Genomic DNA, 16,526 nt, shown 5'->3' on the forward strand with positions numbered 1-16,526 from the left:
ACATCGCCGCGTACACAGTAGAGTATCGGCAGAAGTAACTTTGAACTGAAGGGGTTTCGATCAGAAAATATGCCTATAGCCAAAGGGGCGTGTTACGCGCTTACCCCCTTCATTTTGTAACCCCTTTGCATTTGGCCTGCAATACAACACCTTGCCCAGGTACCTTACGAAACTCCACGGGAAGTTTTGCTTTTTTTCATCCGTCGGTGTGCTATTTTGCAAACCTTCAGCATCGATGTACAAATAATCTGGGCATGTCTTTCCGCGATCTTGGCTGGATATTGGGACTGCTGCTGCTTGGGCTGTGGGCCTGCACCCCTTCAGAGCGTTCTTCGGAAACGGCGTTCCACTATACCGATGATTTAGGACGGACAGTGACACTTCCACACTGGCCGCGTCGCGTCGTCACGTTAGCTCCCAGCCTAACCGAGATTGTCTTTGCCGCTGGTGCTGGACACCTGCTCGTCGGGGTCACCACGGCGGACGACTATCCGCCTGCGGTTGACACGCTGCCCCGCTTCAGCGCCCTTCCAGTCAACTTTGAGGCTATCGTAGCTCTCAAACCCGACTTGGTGCTGGCCACCGACCAAGTCAATAACCCGCGCGATACCGCCACCTTTGCGACACTGGGCCTTCCGGTTTACTTTTTTTCCTACGCTACACTCGAGGACGTACTTGAAGCAATCCTGACGACAGGCCGAATGCTCGGCACAGAAGCAGCGGCCAAACGCACCGTCGACTCGCTACGTGCACGCTTGTTGCATTTGCAAGCCGCCTTAGATCCCTTGCCAAGACGGCCTTCGGTTTTACTGCTTATCAGTGACGAAACACTTTATGCTTTTGGGCAAGGCAGCTACGTGCACGATCTTATTGCGCGCGCTGGCGGGCAAAGTCTGACAGCTACACTACCTGTAGCTGGACCCGTACTCAGCGATGAGTTTGTACTCCAAGCCAAACCTGAAGTAATTGTAGTGACGATGGGGACTGACTATGAGCCGTCGCGTTTGCTGCAGCGTCATCCAAGTTGGGATGTGGTGCCGGCGGTTAGCCAGGGGCGCATTTGTGGCCTTGAGCCCTCTTGGATCTTACGCCCGGGGCCGCGACTGATTGCTGGGCTAGAGGCGCTAGCCCATTGCTTACACCCAGATCTTGTTACAGTGCCATGAGGCTGCGGCCTTCTGTTTTGGGTTTGGGTTTACTTTTGCTCCTAAGCCTCTCGATCGTAGCGGGCGTTGCACTCGGTAGTGTTCTGCTCGCACCGGCCGAGGTTCTCCAGGCTTTGCTGGGTCGGGGGGATCCAATCGCCGAGCGGATTGTCTGGCAACTGCGCTTGCCTCGCGTGCTGTTGGCTTCGGTAACGGGTGGGGGACTGGCCATTGTCGGCGTAGCCATGCAGGCCCTGGTACGCAACCCCCTGGCTGAACCGTACATCTTAGGCCTGTCGAGTGGTGCTAGCGCTGGCGCTTCGCTCTTTTATCTTGGTTTGTTGCCGCCTTTGCTTTCACGCATGCTGTCGATGCCCTTGGCCGCCTTTCTTGGCGCTCTGCTTACCCTCACCTTGGTTTACTTGGTTGCTCGGCAAAACGGTATCCTGTCGATTCCGCGCTTGCTGCTCGGAGGCGTGGCCATTTCGGCACTTATGGCGTCGGTAACTTCGTTTGTGACTTTTGCTTCACCCGATCCTGACAAACTGCGTGCAGTCCTTTTCTGGCTTTTAGGGTCTTTCAGTGGGGCCCGCTGGTCGATACTGCCTTTTCCAGTCTTGGCCGCCATGCTTGGCTTACTGGCGCTGATCCTGCTGGCACGTCCACTGGACTTGTTGCTCCTGGGCGAAGAGTCCGCTGCACAGCTTGGATTATCGGTGGAATGGACCAAGCGGCTGTTGATCGTGCTGGCAGCGTTGGTAACCGGCACGCTGGTGGCTTTTTCAGGTATCATTGGGTTTGTGGGGCTAATTGTGCCGCATGCCGTACGTGCCTTGGTGGGCGTACCCCATCGCCGCGTTGTGCCGCTCAGTTTTCTGCTGGGGGCCCTCTTTTTACTATGGGCTGATTTAGTTGCCCGCCTGCTTTTGTCCGGGACTGAGCTGCCTGTCGGCGTAGTTACAGCCCTGTGTGGCGTGCCGTTTTTCCTTGTTCTATTGCGCCGCAGCCCTTATCGCTTTGGCTGAAGGGCAAGCCAGCCAAACACAATGGCTGAAACAAGCTGGAGGCCAGTCGCTACAGCGACCAGGGCCCCGCGCGATGTGGTGTAGAGCAGGCCCAGCACAGCACTTCCAATAAACCAAAACAGACCAAAAACAGCGTGAAAAACACCAAAAGCTTTTCCGCGATGTGCTGGCGTAATCATCTGGGCCAAGGAAGCCCGCAAAATAGACTCTTGTGCGCCCATGCCTACGCCCCAGAGGGCCATACCTACCCAAGCAGCCCCCTTACCCCCCAAGAAAACCAATGGCGCAGCAGCAGCTCCGGAGGCTATCGCAATGGCAAGAACCAATATTCCTTTGCGATCAAATAGCGCTCCTAAGCCTACGGCAGCCAGGGCATCGACCGCCATAGCCCAAGCGTAGGCAAGTGGAATATGCGCTTCTGACAGCACGTTGGCATGTCTGAAGTGATACGCAATCAGCGGAAAATCGGCATACCCCGCAGCCAGTAATGCAGCCCCCGCAAGATAGAGCCAAAACAGGCGTGGCAAAGGCCGGGTGTGTTCAGAGCGCGATGTATCGGACGCGTCGTGAAAATGTGGTGCTTGTTGGCAAGTCCATCCCAGCACCGCCAAAGCCAGCAAAGCAGGCCAAAGCAGCATGGCGAAGGCCTCGCGATAGCCACTTCCGGTCAGAAGCAGGCCACTTAGGAAAAGCGGTCCAGCAACGGCGCCGATCTGATCCAGTGCTTCGTGCAACCCAAATCCTCGGCCGTGTCCTACGTGCGCTGTAGCATAAGCCAACAGGGCATCCCGTGCTGGCGTACGCAATGCCTTGCCTACCCGCTCAGCCACAATCAAAGCCGCAGCCACCTCCCAACGCCCGGCCAGGGCCAGTGCAGGAACGGCCAGCAAGTTGATGCCATAACCCAGTAGGGTGAATGTCCAATAGCGGCGTGTGCGGTCGCTGAGGTAGCCGCTTAACAGCCGTAGGCTGTAGCCCACCAACTCCCCTGCGCCGGCAACAACACCTACAGCTACAGCCGAAGCGCCCAGCCATCCTAAGTAGGGTCCAATCAGACTCCGCGCGCCTTCGTAGGTGAGGTCGGCCAGCAAGCTCACCACGCCCAACAGCACAACCAGCCGCCAGGCTTGTCGCGTTAGAATTTCAGGGGAAACCTCCTTAGGCATCGTCGCGCAGTGCGGCTGTCGCAGACCGGGAAGCAGGCGTCATGGCCCTTTGGGCCATGCGCTGCTCAAACATTGCCCGTCCACGATCGAGAAAAGCCACAAACTCTTCTGCCGAGGCCATGCCCACGTGCCGTGCTAGCAGTTGCCCTTCAGGAGAGACGATGGCGTACGTAGGCAGGGCCACGGTGGCGGTTAGCTGGAGCTGATAGCGCTGCCAGGCCGGCCCTTCTGTAACATCGTCGGTATAGAGCCGTAGGCGTACAAACTGTTCTCGAAGCCGCCGAGCTACCTCAGGATGGGGAAAAACGTTGGCCTCCATCTCTCGGCAGTTGGTGCAGGTGTAGCCCGTAAAATCCACAAAAACCGGCTTACCACTTGCCTTTGCTTCGGCAAATGCGGGTTCAATGGCTTCATGCCAGTCGAACAGGTCAGCTACCGGGGCCATGCCGCCTGCCTGAAAGAGAGCCGCGAGTCCAACATCGTTCGCTTTTCGAGGGGGCAGGTAGGCATCAAGCCGTCCTAGCGGCGCACCCAGCAAGCCCGGTAGCAGATAGAGCGACAGTCCAAAAAACAGTACCGACGTCAGCAGTCGACCTACACCAACGGTTTCTACGGGCGCTTCGTGGGGCAAGCGTAATTTGCCGAGCAAATAAAGGCCGGTTAAGAAAAACAATACCGAAACGAAAGCAATCACTAGCGGGCGAGACAATAGTCCCCAGCCCCAGACCAGGTCGGCATTGGACAAAAACTTGAGCGCTGCAGCCAATTCCACAAAGCCCAAAACGACCTTGGTGGTGTTCATCCAGGACCCCGACCGCGGCAGCGCCTGAAGCGCCTGTGGGAACAGTGCAAACAGCACAAAGGGGAGCGCAAACGTCAGGCTAAAAGCCACCATGCCCACAATGGGATAGCTCCATTCACCTAACGCTGTAGCCGCCAGCAGTCCCCCTACAAAAGGCGCAGTGCAGGAAAACGACACCAGCGTAAGCGTAAGTCCCATGAATACGGCGCCCAAGTAACCACCATGCTGCTGACTTTGGCGGTTAAAGAAATTCACCAAACCGCTAGGTAGCCGCAGTTCATACAATCCCAAAAGAGAGAGGCCGAAGAGAATAAAAATCAATCCGATAAACAGGTTAATCCAGGGGTTTGCTGCGATGGTTTGGGCACCGGCTGCGCCGACCAGCAACGCCATAAGCACGCCCAGTCCTGTAAACAACACCACAATAGAAAGTCCGTAGGCCAGCGCCATGCGAAAGGCTACATCCCGACGAGCACTATGGTGCGTGAAAAACGAGACCGTCAAGGGAATCATGGGAAATACGCACGGCGTGAGCAGAGCGGCCAAGCCGGCCCCAATGGCTAGCAGTAAAAATCCCCATAAGCCACTGGCCCGAGCCGCAGCCACATCTTCTTCCGCAGTGACAGCAGCCTGGGGGCCAGGCGGCACTGTAGCTTCTGGCTCGATAGGCGGAATAACCGGATCAAAACGGGGTACAGGAGCGCTGGGAGCTGCTGCAATCCCTTCCTTTTGTGCCACAACATGCACGGCAGCTTCTACGGGCACCCGCGTTGGCGGTAGGCATACCCGATCGTTACAGATCATGAACTCGACCTCAGCTTGCACAGTACGCACGCCAGGCTCAGCAGCATCCGCAACGCGCAGTGGTGCTATAATTGCCGCCTGGTGTTCAAAGTAGCGAACGGTGACGCGAAAGTTGGGGTCGTATCCTTCTTTTGGTGGGCTTTGCCGCACATCGCCTGCCTGCTCCAGTCCTGCAGGCAACGTGCCAAAGCGCAGTCGAACGCCTCGGCTAGGCGGGGGCGAGTCGAGGGCATACATTTTCCATCCCTCGGCCATCGTCGCTTCCAGCCAGAAGACCAGCGTATCGCCCACAGCGACCGTCTCAGGCCGCACGGTTGCCTTCCACTGCACCAGGTCGGTTGCTCGCTGAGCTTGTAGCGGCTCAATCCCCACTAGGCTTAGCAGCAAGTAAAGAAGCCAATGCAGCTTCATGGTTATGCGCATAGAAATAAAAAAGGCGTTCGTTTTACCGAAAAACGAACGCCTTTGCGAATTGTTGCCACCTTAGCAGCTGGTGTCAGCCCTCGGAGGCTTCGGGTTCAACGCGAATTTTAACGGTAGCTGTCACTTCCGGATGCAGCCGGATACGGGCCGTGTAGACGCCCAGCATACGAATATCCTCGGGCATTTCGATACGCCGGCGGTCGATCTCAAAGCCTTGGCGCGACAGGTGTTCGGCCACTTGGGCGGCTGTTACTGTACCGAAGATGCGGTTTTCTTCGCCCACTTTGGCACGGATCACGACCTCGGTCTTGGCCAACTCTGCCGCCATACGGTCGGCCTCTTCGCGCAAGCGCGCCCGCTTACGCGCCTGTTGGCGTTGCCGCTCGGCCAGGTCTTTGAGCACGCTGGGCGTTGCTTGAATAGCTAGTCCCTTGGGGATAAGGTAATTACGTCCGTATCCATCCCGTACGGTAACCACTTCTCCTTCGTGACCCAGCTTTTCTACGTCTTGCAGCAGCAATACTTTCATAGCAACATTCGGGCTAGGCAAAAAAGCTTATTTTACGGCATCGACCACAAACGGCAGCAGAGCCAAATGGCGCGCCCGTTTAATGGCGCGGGTAATCTGCCGTTGCGTTTTGGCCGAAACCCCCGTAATGCGGCGAGGCAGAATTTTGCCCTGTTCATTGATAAACCGCTTCAAAAACTCTACGTCTTTATAATCGACGTATTCCAGATCCAGCTTACGTGCCATAGTACGTGTGCGGGGTTTATTCTTCTTCTTCCTCTTCCTCTTCTTCGACCTCTACGTCCTCTTCCACTTCCAGGGCAAGGGTGCTTGCTTGCTGCGCAGCCTGTTGCTTGCGGCGCTCGTAGTGGCGCAGCATCTTGGCATCCATACGGAGCGTTAGGTAACGCAAGATCTGTTCATCGATCTCTAAAAACCGCTCCAGGGCAGCAATGAGCGCTGCAGGGGCTCGGAAGTACAAATTAACGTAGTAGCCGTTACGCCGCTTGTTAATCGGATAGGCTAAGCGTCGCGTGCCCCATTCATCCACTTCAACGATCTCTCCCCCGTGTTCTTCGATATACTGGTTGACGCGGCGCACCACCTCTTTAATTTGCTCGTCGCTCAGCGCGGCATTAATGATGTAGGTGAGTTCGTAGAAATTTTTAATTTCTGACATAGGCTCCCCTCCGGAATGATTTTCTGGAAAATCATGCCCTCATCATAGAGGTGAGAGCAGGGGTTTATGAAAGTACGGTGTTTTAACGGTAGATGCCACGTGCGGGTTCTTCTTTGCCAAAAATTAGGCCTTGAGCTGCGCCAAGCGTTCGGCGTGCTCTGCTGTCTGGAGGGCCTGAAGCAAATCGTCCAGCTCACCTTCTAGAATGCGGTGCAGGGGCCAGTTTTTTTGTTCTCCTTCTAGGCGGTGATCGGTCACGCGGTCTTGTGGGAAGTTATAGGTGCGGATTTTGGCGGAGCGGTCTCCGGTCTGAATTGAAGCGCGGCGCAGGGCGTCTCGCGCTGCTCGTTGGCGTTCTTGCTCGATTTCGTAGAGCCGCGCACGCAAGATCCGCAGCGCTTTTTCTCGGTTTTGGTGCTGGCTTTTTTCGTCCTGGCACGAAACCACGATGCCGCTTGGGATGTGCGTGATGCGCACGGCCGACTCGGTCCGGTTGACGTGCTGGCCGCCTGGACCGCTGGCCCGGAAGACGTCGATGCGTAGGTCTTCGGGTCGGATTTCGATATCTACCTCTTCGGCCTCAGGTAGCACGACCACGCTGGCTGCCGAGGTATGAATCCGCCCCTGAGATTCGGTGGCAGGTACGCGCTGCACGCGGTGCACGCCGCTTTCGTATTTAAGCGTGCCGTAGACTTCGGACCCCTTAACATGAAAAATGATCTCTTTAAAGCCTCCCACTGCACCAGGCGAGGTATCGAGCACTTCGACTTCCCAGCCTTTGCGTTCTGCAAAGCGGCTGTACATGCGGAAGAGGTCTCCGGCAAACAGGGCGGCTTCGTCCCCCCCAGTACCTGCGCGAATTTCCACGATGGCGTTACGACGGTCTACAGCTTCTTTGGGAATAAGTCGCAGCCTTAAGGCTTCTTCGATGGCTGGCAGGCGTGCTTCTAGTGCTTCCAGCTCATTTCGGGCAAGACGTACCAGCTCTGGATCTTCCTCGGTACGAATGAGCTCACGCAGGCTTTCTTGTTCGGCCAGTAGCCGCTCGTAGGCTTCGATGTCTTCTACCAGCTCACGCAGGCTGGCATGTTCGCGCCCCAGCTCGGCCAGGCGCCGGGCATCGGTTGCTACGTTGGGATTGGCCAGGGCTTGCGTCACTTCTTCAAAGCGACGCTTGATTTCCTGCAACGGTGCCTTCGGAATCATCGCTGACAGCTGGTGCTTTCCCTCGTTCCTAACGCTCAAGGCAGACGACAGGTGCCGCTTATTCCACCGTGACGCTTTTGGCCAGGTTGCGCGGCTGATCGACGTTGCAGCCCCGCATGACTGCAATGTGATAGGCCAGCAGTTGCAACGGTACTACGGTTAGCAGTGGGGTCAGAAACTCCGCTGTAGGGGGGATGCGGATCACGTACTCACACAGCCTATCGAGCTCGCCATTGCCTTCGTTGGTGATGGCAATCACCGATCCTTGCCGGGCCACGACTTCTTCGATATTGGAGACCACCTTGTCGTAGGTGCGGTCTTTCATCGCGATAAACACCACGGGCATAAAACGGTCAATCAAAGCAATGGGCCCGTGTTTCATCTCGGCAGCTGGATAGCCCTCGGCATGAATGTAAGAGATTTCTTTGAGCTTCAGGGCTCCTTCGAGCGCTACAGGGAAGTTGTAGCCGCGCCCTAAGTACAAAAAGTTCGAAGCGTAGCGGTAGACGTAGGCAATGCGGCGGATTTCTTCGTCAAGGGCCAGTACCTGGCGCACCTTTGTCGGAATGTCGGACAGTGCACGCAAGGCTTGGGCCATTTCGGCCTCGGAGAGCGTGCGACCTTCAGCCAGCTTAAGCGCCAGCATGGCGAGCACAGTGACCTGTGCCGTGAACGCTTTGGTGGAGGCTACGCCGATTTCGGGACCTACGTGCAGATACACGCCGGCGTCGGTTTCACGGGCTATGGTCGATCCCACTACATTGCAGATCCCGAGCGTAAGCACACCCCGCCGCTTGGCTTCGCGAACAGCGGCAAGTGTGTCGGCCGTTTCCCCACTTTGTGAAATGGCGATAACCACATCGGTAGGGCGCAAAACCGGGTTGCGGTAGCGAAACTCGCTGGCGTATTCGACTTCAACCGGAATGCGGGCAAATTCTTCGATCAGGTATTCCCCCACCAGTCCGGCATGCCACGAAGTGCCACAGGCGCAGATAATGATGCGATCGGCTGCTCGGATGCGGTCCATGACATCCAATAGCCCACCGAGCTTGATCGTGTTGTGCGCCAGGTCGACCCGGCCGCGCATGCAGTTCTCCAAGGCTTCTGGCTGCTCCATGATTTCTTTGAGCATGAAGTGCGCATAGCCGCCTTTTTCGATCTGCTCCAGGTCCCACTCCAGCTCGTGGACTTCTTTTTCGAGCAGCACGTTGTCGATGGTGCGCACCTCATAGCCGCTGCGGCGCACAACAACGACTTCCCCATCGTTCAAGTAGACCACCTGACGGGTGTGTTCGACAATGGGTGCAGCATCCGAGGCTAAAAAATATTCCCCCTCGCCAATGCCTAAAATGAGTGGGCTGCCCTTGCGAGCGGCAATCAGCAGATCGGGGTCTGAAACTGAAACGATCGCCAGCCCATAGGTCCCCACCACTTGGGTAAGTGCCTGGCGTACGGCTTCGGGTAAGGGCAAGCCTGTAGCCCGGCGCACATCGTCAATCAGATGCACCAAGGCCTCAGTGTCGGTTTCACTCCGAAACACGTAGCCTTTCTGTTGCAAACGCGTTCGAAGCGCAGCATAGTTTTCAATAATACCGTTGTGCACCAGTGCAAAGTCGCCATCGCTGCTGACATGCGGGTGGGCGTTGATGTCGTTCGGCTCGCCGTGGGTTGCCCAGCGGGTGTGGCCAATGCCCAGCGTGCCTTCTGGAAGCCGCGCGCGCAATGCGGTTTCTAGCTCGCCGACTTTACCTTTTTGCTTGTAGACGTGCAAGCGCCCCTGACCCACCACGGCAATTCCTGCCGAATCGTAGCCGCGATATTCCAGACGCTTGAGTCCGTTAAGCAGCAACTCGGCAGCCTGTCGGGTGCCGATATAACCGACAATGCCACACATAAATGTCCATTTTAGCGTTCAAAGAAAGCAGGCTTTGCACTGCAGGCCTGCAAAAGACTTGCCGGCTTCCCTCAGATCCGTGCGGGGTACGCAACGAACAGCGACTCAGACAGTTTCCGAAATCGGTTCACGTACCGTGCGCCCGATGGCTGCCGCAATCAGCCGAATCTGTCGCATCAGCTCTGTAAACTGTTCAAAATAGAGTGACTGGGGGCCATCGCTTTTGGCTGCAGGTGGGTCGGGGTGCACTTCCACCATGATACCATCTGCACCAGCTGCAACAGCCGCTCGGGCCATAGGAAGCACTTTGTCGCGCAACCCTGTGCCGTGGCTGGGGTCAGCCACAATAGGCAGGTGGCTTTTTTGCTTAACCACCGGAATGGCCGACAGGTCCAGCGTGTTACGCGTTTGCGTTTCAAAGGTACGGATGCCCCGCTCGCACAAAATGACCTGTGGGTTGCCATGGACAATCACGTACTCGGCGCTCATCAGCCATTCTTCGATCGTGGCTGCTGGACCACGTTTCAGAAAAACCGGCTTATCGACCTTGCCGAGTTCTTTAAGCAGTGCAAAGTTTTGCATATTGCGCGCGCCTACTTGAAACACGTCGGTATAAGGATAAATCAGCTCGATTTGGCTGACTTCCATCACCTCAGTGATCACGCGCAACCCGTGCTGATCGGCAGCCTCACGCAACAGTTTTAGTCCCACCTCACCCAGTCCCTGAAAGGCATAAGGCGAGGTGCGCGGCTTAAATGCCCCGCCACGCAAGAACGTAGCCCCTTGGGCTGCTACATGGGCAGCCGTAGCCTGAATCTGCGCTTCGCTTTCCACCGAACAGGGACCGGCCATCACCACCACCTCCGGTCCACCGATAGTAACTCCGTTGACCTCGATCTTGGTATCTTCTTTTTTCCAAGTCCGGCTGGCAAACTTATAGGGCTCTGTGACGCGATAGACTTCCGCCACCCCATCCATAACCTTAATGTGCCGCACGTCGAAGTCCGGCTTGACCCCAATGGCGCCTAAAACAGTTTGATTGACTCCTGTCGAGCGATGCACGTCAAACCCATAGCCGTTGAGCCGTTCAATAACGGCCTGAATCTGGGCCTCCGTGGCCCCAGGCTGCATGACGACAACCATACCCAGCTTTAATCTTTCTATGTTTTTCGGCCAATCCTCGGCATCCTAAGCCGATGGACTGTGGTTCTTTAGAGGAGTGTAAAGATACGAAGAGTTCCGATTGTATCAAAGGTGGCACTCTGCCCTTTTCTTTAGGCTAAGCGGTTTCCAGCTATTTCTTCACAAAATAGACACATACGCCCCATGACAAACGCTGTCCCTACCCGCTTGTTAATCCGACCGGCCCCAGAGTTGACGCTCAAATCAAACCGCACGCGGCGTCGATTTCAGCAATTGCTGGTGCGCAACCTCAAAGATGCACTGCGCAGCCAGCAGATCCCCTTTCGATTGCAGGACTTTTGGAGCTTTTTTTTGGTTGAAACAACAGCGCCGGCGCAAACCATTGAAGCGCTGCGCCACGTGCCAGGCATCGGGCCCATCCTTCCTATAGAGCTTACCACCCGGGCCGACCTAGACGAGATCGTACAACACGGCGCAGCCACTTTTGCAGAAAAGGTGCGTGGGCGACGTTTTGCGGTAAGAGCTCGGCGGCGCGGCACCCATGCCTTCCGCTCTCGGGATGTAGAAGTGGCCTTAGGGGCGGCATTGCTTCCTTTTGCTGAACGTGTAGACCTAACGCAGCCCGAGGTTACCGTCCACGTTGAGGTTCAGGAGGACATAGCGTACTTTTACACCGATGCTATTCGTGGTCTAGGTGGACTTCCCATCGGCAGTCAGGACCAGGCGCTGGTGCTCATTTCGGGAGGATTTGATTCAGCCGTGGCTGCTTGGCTGATGCTGCGGCGAGGCGTGGCTGTCGACTACCTGTTTTGCAACTTAGGGGGCAAAGCCTACGAGCGGGCCGTACTTCAGGTGGCCAAAGTGCTGGCCGACAGCTGGAGTTTTGGCACGCAGCCCCGGTTTTTTTCGGTCGATTTTGGACCAGTGGTCGACGCCATGCGGCAGCAGGTTCGCCCAGCTTACTGGCAGGTCGTGCTCAAGCGGCTTATGTATCAAGCCGGCGCACTTCTGGCACCAAGGTGTGGTGCCCTGGCGCTGGTCACGGGTGAATCTATCGGACAGGTTTCCTCGCAAACGCTCAAGAATCTCAGGGCTATTGAATCCTCCTGCCCGCTTCCAGTATTGCGGCCATTGCTGACCTACGACAAAGAGGAGATCATCCGCTTGGCACGCGAGCTGGGGACCGCTACGCTTTCGGAGCGCGTACGCGAGTATTGCGCGCTGACGCCTGATCGCCCCGTAACTGCTGCGCGTCCGGAGACAGTGGATGCTGAAATGGCCAAGCTGGACCCTTCGGTGCTAGAAACGGCTGTGGCTGCAGCTGAGGTATACGATCTGCGTTCGCTTTCCGCCTCAGAACTGGTCACGCCCTACCTGTTTATTGAAACCATACCCGAGGGAGCTGAAGTGATCGATTGCCAAAGCGAGGCGCTTTATGCGCACTGGCACTATCCAGGCGCCCGCCACATGGATCCATGGCTTCTTTTGCAGCAATTCCGACAGCTGGATCCCAACCGCCTCTACGTGCTCTATTGCGCGCGCGGCCTTCAATCGGCCTATGTGGCCGAAGTTATGCAGCGCGAAGGCTACGAAGCCTACTCCTTCAAGGGGGGTGTTTCCGCGCTTCAGGCCTATGCTCGCGCGCGAGGGATCGACGTTTCGGCGTTTTAAAGGGGGCTCAAGCTGGGCGGCAAGGCACGCGCAATTATCGATAGCGTTCGAGCGTGAATTTTTCACCTAGGTAGCGGCGACGCACCTCAGGATCGGCAGCTAGCGCTTCGGCCGTGCCATGTTGGAAAATGCGTCCTTCGTAGAGCAGATAAGCCCGGTCGGTAATGGCCAGGGTTTCGTGCACGTTGTGATCGGTGATGAGCACTCCAATACCCCGTGCGCGCAGCTCGGCGACCAAGGCCATGAGCTCTTCCACAGCGATCGGGTCTATCCCTGCAAATGGTTCGTCTAGGAGCAGAAAACGCGGCTGAATAGCCAAGGCACGGGCAATTTCGGTACGTCGCCGCTCACCGCCCGAAAGCATGTAGCCTTTTTGGTGCCGCACGCGCACTAAGCCAAACTCGTTTAAAAGCTGCTCTACACGCGCCTGCCGCTCAGCGGGCTTTAGGGGCTGAAATTCGAGCACAGCATGGAGGTTTTCTTCTACGGTAAGCTGCCGAAAGATGGAAGCTTCTTGGGCTAGGTATCCTAATCCTAGGCGAGCCCGTTGATACATGGGTAGGTGCGTGATATCGCGGTCGCCCAAAAAGATTTTGCCTGCATTGGGCCGCACCATACCCACAATCATGTAGAAGGTGGTCGTTTTCCCCGCTCCATTAGGACCGAGCAGCCCTACGATTTCTCCTTGGCGCACCCGCAAGCTGACGTCCTGCACCACATAGCGCTTACGGTAGCGTTTAGAGAGGTTTTCTGCGCGCAGTTCTACAGCGTCGGGGATGTTGTTCATAAGCGTCGGGGATCAACAGCCGGCAGTGCCAAAGGACCGGTTAGCAAGCGCGTTGGTTCTGCTTGCAGCCGATGCTGGATCCAGTTTTCTTCGAGCAAATCAGCTGGACTGGGCCGAAGTTCCGGATGCCATCGGAAGCCCTCTAGCCTAAAAGGCTCCGGAATCTGGTCAGGGCTATATTGCGTGCCCTGCACGCCGCCTTGTACGCGTACGCGGCGCACGCTTTCGCGTTCAAACCAGAGCGTGATTTCGTCCCCGGAGATGCGTACAGCGCCTCGAAGCGAGTCGTTGCGGTCGCGCAGAAAGTAGATCGCCTCAGCGTTAGGTCCAACAACCAGCTGGCGGAGGGAATCCTGTTCGAGGTATCCTACAAGCCGCCTTCCTCGAAGCTGCTGCAACCGCTGTAGGACGGTGTCTTGTTGCACCACAAAGGGGTTGGGCGCAACCCACAGCGTGTCGCGTGCGTGGCCATCGCCGCTTAGGCGCAGGGTATCTCCGGTAATTTGGGTATGCTCAAACCAGACGATCGGTTGACCAAAAAGCTGCACTACTTCGCGCACGAGGCGACCTTCATGGAGCACCTGTTCGTAGCGCAGAGAATCCGCACGGGCAGCCAACCGGCGTTGCCAAAGCTGCACGCTGCCATGCGCCACAAGGCGACGCAGCGAATCTTCTCGGCTCAAATGGAGCTGCGTTGCCCGTACCAAAAGCGTATCAATTGGGGCTTGGGCAGAATCTTGTCGCAGCAGGATCAACAGGGGATGCCCTTCTAAACGGCTATAACCGGTTTGCTCGTTGTTAAAAGCCTGCCTGCCAAAAAGCAACGTGCGCCTCAGCGTGCCTTCATCCAGGGTGTCCTGCTGGATGATGAAGACGTGGCCCTTTGCCAATGCCACTTCCGTGTCGCGGAAGTAGATTACCGTATCGGCTTCGAGATAACGTCTTTGGCCCTGAAGGCGCACTTGGCCATAAAATTCCGCTTTTTTTTCGCTAGACCAGTAGGTGCCCCGTTGGCTCGTCAAAACAGCCGCGCTGTCGGCTAGGCGTACCCCTGCTTCAAAACTAGCCCGTTTTTCCTGGGTATAGTACCATCCAAGCGGAGCTTCGACGGTCACGCTACCGTCCCAAAGGCGCACGTTGCCAAGGGCGCGACCAATTTTTTGGCGACTATCGTAGTCGATGGTATCTGCGGCTAGGGAGTCGCCACGCTCCACGATGCGGACGTTTCCCACGAAGCGAATGCGCTCAAGATCTGGCCACTGGATGGCCCGCTGGGCCCAGAGGCGCGTTTCGCCTTGCTGGAGGGAAACATTTCCTACAAGTGATCGAAAGCGGCGTCCGGCTGCATCCACTCCTCCGATCAAGGAATCAGCTTGAAGCCATACAGGCCGACGGCTGGTATCGGCTGGCTGCGCATGAAGCCTCCACCCCATGAGGAGTCCCAGCACTCCTAGTACACGTAAGCAAATCCGAAAGCGCATTAGGAAGAAGACGCGGTTTCGACAAGGACGCGGCCGCTGACGCGTTGCAGGCGATAAGACTCAAGCTGTTCGTCGGCTTCCAGTGCAAAACCTTCCACCTGTTCGGTAGGCGATACCAAGCGCACAAAGCCTGGAGCTATAAGCCGTTGCTGCGCTTCCAACCATTGCAGCCGATCGGTCCACAGCCGCGTGCCTTTCACAGTTGTTACCTCTACCCTACCCTCAGCCTCAAACCTGCGGGTAGCCTCGCTGTAAATCACACGTTGTGCTTGCAATTGAGCGCTGGTATCTCCCTCGGGGGTAAACAGCCATCCCTGAACGGGCGTGCCTTCGAGTACAATACGCACACTGTCGCCTGCTTCGTAGCGCAGCATCCGCTCGGCCTTCAGTTGCAAACGGGGCTGCCCATCCACGGATAAGCGATAGTCTACCTGCTGGCTTTCCTGCGCTGCGGCCTGTTCAGCAGCCACAGCTGCAATCACCTCGGGAGACGGCGGGCGCGCGCAGGTGATTCCAAACAAACTGAGTCCACTCAAAAACAGCACTACATATCTCATATTACCGCCTGCTGGCCTGGCGTAAGAACAGTCCAGGCCGTTTGTACTGACGATCCGCAATACTGAAGCCAACCGGCAAATTCACGGCAGATTTCCTGCAACTGTGCTGCAGAAACGACCGAAGCAGGCGCGTAGATGCAAGCCGCCACACGCGTTGTACCCGCATGCGTTTTGGTCATCAGACTGTCTTTGACGGGATTGACAATAGGCTCGTCGCATGCGGTCTTGGCATCCACGCGGCATCCCACCATCAGGTCGTGCAAATCGATTGTCTGTGCTGCACTATTGAAAACATACGTTTCGCCTTTGCGTCCTAGGCGAAAGCGAAACTGCGACGTTGCAGCACGATCAAGGTCCCAAAGCGATACTGGCAGCATTTCGCGTAAGCTGATAAAGTTAGCCACATCCACCGGTGCGTTAATGCGCGGAAAGGCGTTTTCCTGCACTGCTCGAAGCAGGTATTCACTGGCAGGCTTGGCGCGTCCGGTAGGCTTATAAGAGCCGTTGCGTAACAGGTCGCGTACTGCCTGTCGGCGCGCTTCGTCTTCTGGAGCAAGCGGCTGCTGACGGGCAGCCAAGAGTGCAGCCAAGGCAGCTTCAAAAGCTTCTGGCAACACGCTCGCTTGGAGATTTTCAGCACGTACAATCCCCAGCAATGCGTCGCTGCGGGGAATTTGGTGCACAATTTCTATCATGGTTTTTTCAGGGCTTTTCTTTCCTGTCAAAAGATTGTAGTATAGGACATCTGGGTGGTATGGAGTTTGATAGCCCAGGATTATGGTTTTGGCTTTGTGGCCTTAAAGAAGGCCCAGGTGTGTCGATACTCCTATTACCCCCAAGCAGCCCCAAAAACGTATGATGACCAACCCGTCAGTCATGAGTTTTGCAGTTGAACCCCTGAACGCCGAAACTGTCGTCCTGCACGTTGGCAAAGCCCTGGATTTTCGAAACGCGGCAGAGTTTAAGAGCCTATGCCAAGAGTACGTCCAGCAGGGCGTACGCAATTTTATTTTAGACTTTTCGGAAACAGGCATTCTGGACTCTACAGGCCTAGGGGCCATTTTTTCCCTTTACCGGCAGATTTCCCCACGTAACGGCCAGGTGGTCTTTGCCGCCGTGTCGCGGCCTGTTCAGGTAGTGGTTCAGCTTACGCGAACGTACAAAGTTTTCCGGCAGTTTCCCACGGTCGACGCGGCTAAAGAAGCCCTCCAGGAATGACATGGGGTACCTTTTTA

General features: G+C 56.5%; 15 protein-coding genes and 1 pseudogene. 4 read left to right on the forward strand and 12 right to left on the reverse strand.

What is annotated here, in order from left to right; genetic code table 11:
- Positions 1 to 254 precede the first annotated feature (254 nt).
- Together J8E65_RS10515 and J8E65_RS10520 are read left to right on the forward strand one after the other, a co-directional pair.
- On the forward strand, positions 255 to 1,166 hold the full coding sequence (locus tag J8E65_RS10515) for an ABC transporter substrate-binding protein (RefSeq protein ID WP_210375710.1): 912 nt from the start codon (positions 255 to 257) through the stop codon (positions 1,164 to 1,166).
- Positions 1,163 to 2,170 carry a FecCD family ABC transporter permease gene (locus J8E65_RS10520; RefSeq protein ID WP_210375712.1) on the forward strand — a complete coding sequence of 336 codons (1,008 nt, stop codon included), beginning with the start codon at positions 1,163 to 1,165 and terminating at the stop codon, positions 2,168 to 2,170. Before J8E65_RS10515 ends, J8E65_RS10520 begins: the two co-directional genes overlap by 4 nt.
- Here the strand turns inward: J8E65_RS10520 and J8E65_RS10525 are convergent.
- The 8 genes and pseudogenes from J8E65_RS10525 to aroF form a co-directional block, all read right to left on the reverse strand.
- On the reverse strand, positions 2,155 to 3,336 hold the full coding sequence (locus J8E65_RS10525) for an MFS transporter (RefSeq protein WP_210375714.1): 1,182 nt from the start codon (positions 3,334 to 3,336) through the stop codon (positions 2,155 to 2,157). The two genes, J8E65_RS10520 and J8E65_RS10525, sit on opposite strands and share 16 nt — an antisense overlap.
- The gene (locus J8E65_RS10530; protein ID WP_237181907.1) at positions 3,329 to 5,353 is read right to left on the reverse strand and encodes a protein-disulfide reductase DsbD family protein; all 2,025 of its coding nucleotides are present in this window, start codon (positions 5,351 to 5,353) and stop codon (positions 3,329 to 3,331) included. Before J8E65_RS10530 ends, J8E65_RS10525 begins: the two co-directional genes overlap by 8 nt.
- A gap of 85 nt (positions 5,354 to 5,438) precedes the next feature.
- Entirely contained in the window at positions 5,439 to 5,894 is a 456-nt protein-coding gene (gene rplI / locus J8E65_RS10535) for a 50S ribosomal protein L9 (RefSeq protein WP_210375717.1), read from the reverse strand.
- 27 nt (positions 5,895 to 5,921) lie between these two features.
- A pseudogene (gene rpsR, locus J8E65_RS10540) lies at positions 5,922 to 6,113 on the reverse strand (30S ribosomal protein S18); the annotation flags it as partial.
- Between the two features lie 22 nt (positions 6,114 to 6,135).
- Entirely contained in the window at positions 6,136 to 6,552 is a 417-nt protein-coding gene (gene rpsF, locus J8E65_RS10545; protein WP_210375720.1) for a 30S ribosomal protein S6, read from the reverse strand.
- 123 nt (positions 6,553 to 6,675) lie between these two features.
- Positions 6,676 to 7,758, reverse strand: coding sequence for a peptide chain release factor 1 (prfA, locus tag J8E65_RS10550; RefSeq protein WP_210375722.1), 1,083 nt, complete (start codon positions 7,756 to 7,758; stop codon positions 6,676 to 6,678).
- Positions 7,759 to 7,816: 58 nt separating this feature from the next.
- A complete protein-coding gene (glmS, locus tag J8E65_RS10555) occupies positions 7,817 to 9,652 on the reverse strand; it encodes a glutamine--fructose-6-phosphate transaminase (isomerizing) (protein WP_210375723.1) in 1,836 nt (611 codons plus the stop codon).
- Between the two features lie 105 nt (positions 9,653 to 9,757).
- Entirely contained in the window at positions 9,758 to 10,795 is a 1,038-nt protein-coding gene (gene aroF, locus J8E65_RS10560) for a 3-deoxy-7-phosphoheptulonate synthase (RefSeq protein WP_210375725.1), read from the reverse strand.
- Between the two features lie 183 nt (positions 10,796 to 10,978).
- On the opposite strand from aroF, the gene thiI reads away from it, so the two are divergent.
- A complete protein-coding gene (thiI, locus tag J8E65_RS10565; protein ID WP_210375726.1) occupies positions 10,979 to 12,466 on the forward strand; it encodes a tRNA uracil 4-sulfurtransferase ThiI in 1,488 nt (495 codons plus the stop codon).
- A 34-nt stretch (positions 12,467 to 12,500) separates the two neighbouring features.
- On the opposite strand, the gene lptB is transcribed toward thiI, so the two are convergent.
- Genes lptB through J8E65_RS10585 form a run of 4 tightly spaced genes read right to left on the reverse strand, consistent with a single transcriptional unit; the run spans position 12,501 to position 15,986 of the window.
- Entirely contained in the window at positions 12,501 to 13,253 is a 753-nt protein-coding gene (gene lptB / locus J8E65_RS10570) for an LPS export ABC transporter ATP-binding protein (RefSeq protein ID WP_210375728.1), read from the reverse strand.
- Positions 13,250 to 14,734: an OstA-like protein gene (locus J8E65_RS10575; protein ID WP_237181909.1), complete on the reverse strand. Its 1,485-nt coding sequence runs from the start codon at positions 14,732 to 14,734 to the stop codon at positions 13,250 to 13,252. Before J8E65_RS10575 ends, lptB begins: the two co-directional genes overlap by 4 nt.
- Positions 14,734 to 15,291, reverse strand: a complete 558-nt coding sequence (gene lptC, locus J8E65_RS10580; protein ID WP_210375730.1) for an LPS export ABC transporter periplasmic protein LptC — start codon at positions 15,289 to 15,291, stop codon at positions 14,734 to 14,736. Before lptC ends, J8E65_RS10575 begins: the two co-directional genes overlap by 1 nt.
- A complete protein-coding gene (locus J8E65_RS10585) occupies positions 15,288 to 15,986 on the reverse strand; it encodes a phenylalanine--tRNA ligase beta subunit-related protein (protein WP_210375731.1) in 699 nt (232 codons plus the stop codon). Before J8E65_RS10585 ends, lptC begins: the two co-directional genes overlap by 4 nt.
- Positions 15,987 to 16,146: 160 nt before the next feature.
- On the opposite strand from J8E65_RS10585, the gene J8E65_RS10590 reads away from it, so the two are divergent.
- Positions 16,147 to 16,509, forward strand: a complete 363-nt coding sequence (locus tag J8E65_RS10590) for an STAS domain-containing protein (protein WP_237181911.1) — start codon at positions 16,147 to 16,149, stop codon at positions 16,507 to 16,509.
- Positions 16,510 to 16,526: the final 17 nt, after the last annotated feature.

Source organism: Rhodothermus bifroesti (genome assembly GCF_017908595.1).
GTDB classification, from domain to species: domain Bacteria; phylum Bacteroidota; class Rhodothermia; order Rhodothermales; family Rhodothermaceae; genus Rhodothermus; species Rhodothermus bifroesti.